Source organism: Dactylosporangium darangshiense (genome assembly GCF_039537565.1).
In the GTDB taxonomy this organism is placed as follows: domain Bacteria; phylum Actinomycetota; class Actinomycetes; order Mycobacteriales; family Micromonosporaceae; genus Dactylosporangium; species Dactylosporangium darangshiense.
On sequence record NZ_BAABAT010000224.1, the window covers coordinates 1 to 663 of the forward strand.

The 663-nt window shown below is 69.8% G+C and carries 1 protein-coding gene; it reads left to right on the plus strand.

Translation table 11 applies throughout. From position 1 onward, the window contains the following. Positions 1-119: 119 nt before the first annotated feature. Positions 120-663, plus strand: a 544-nt coding sequence (locus ABD901_RS58820) for a hypothetical protein (protein WP_345145146.1), incomplete at its 3' end; no start/stop codon positions are given.

Below are 663 nucleotides of genomic sequence, written 5' to 3' on the forward strand. Positions count from 1 at the left end.
CGTAAGTGGTCGAGGCGGTGGTTATAGATCGCGGTCACGGCGGCGACAACAAGGTCGATGCCGCGGCCGGGTCGGCGGCATTGGCGCAGGATCTGCCAGTCTTTCAGCCGGGCGATCACGTGTTCGAGATCGACCTCGTCCGCGTCGAAGACCCCCGCGCACCCGGCGGGTGGCGGTACTACGCGCATCTGATGATCCTCGGATCGGGCTGGAGGAGCCCCAGCGTGCGGGCCCAGCGACTGTACGCGCCCCAAGACCGAGTGGGTGGCGTGGACGGGAACGTGTCCAACCTCGCGATCGTCTCCATGCCCACCAGCCCCACCATGCTCGGCGGTCTCGCGGCGGATCAGGTACTGGTGACCCCGCAGCAGCGAGCCGCCGCGGAGAAGGCTCGGCTCGTCGCTCGACGCCGGCAGAAAGCCCTGGACCGGTCCCGCAGGAATGCCAACCGCGACCAGTACCGGCTTTCCAAACCAGAGCAAGCACGCGCTGATCGGCGCCAAACCGCTGGCCTACCCGAGCGACGGGTTGACACACCGACCGGCTCGCGGGTCGCGGACGCGGCTGGGCGGCCGAAACGCGCCTACCGGCGTGACGTGCTGACGTCGTCGTATCGGCGCGCCCGGGCCGAACAGGCGACGGCGGCACGGTCCGCGACGCAGG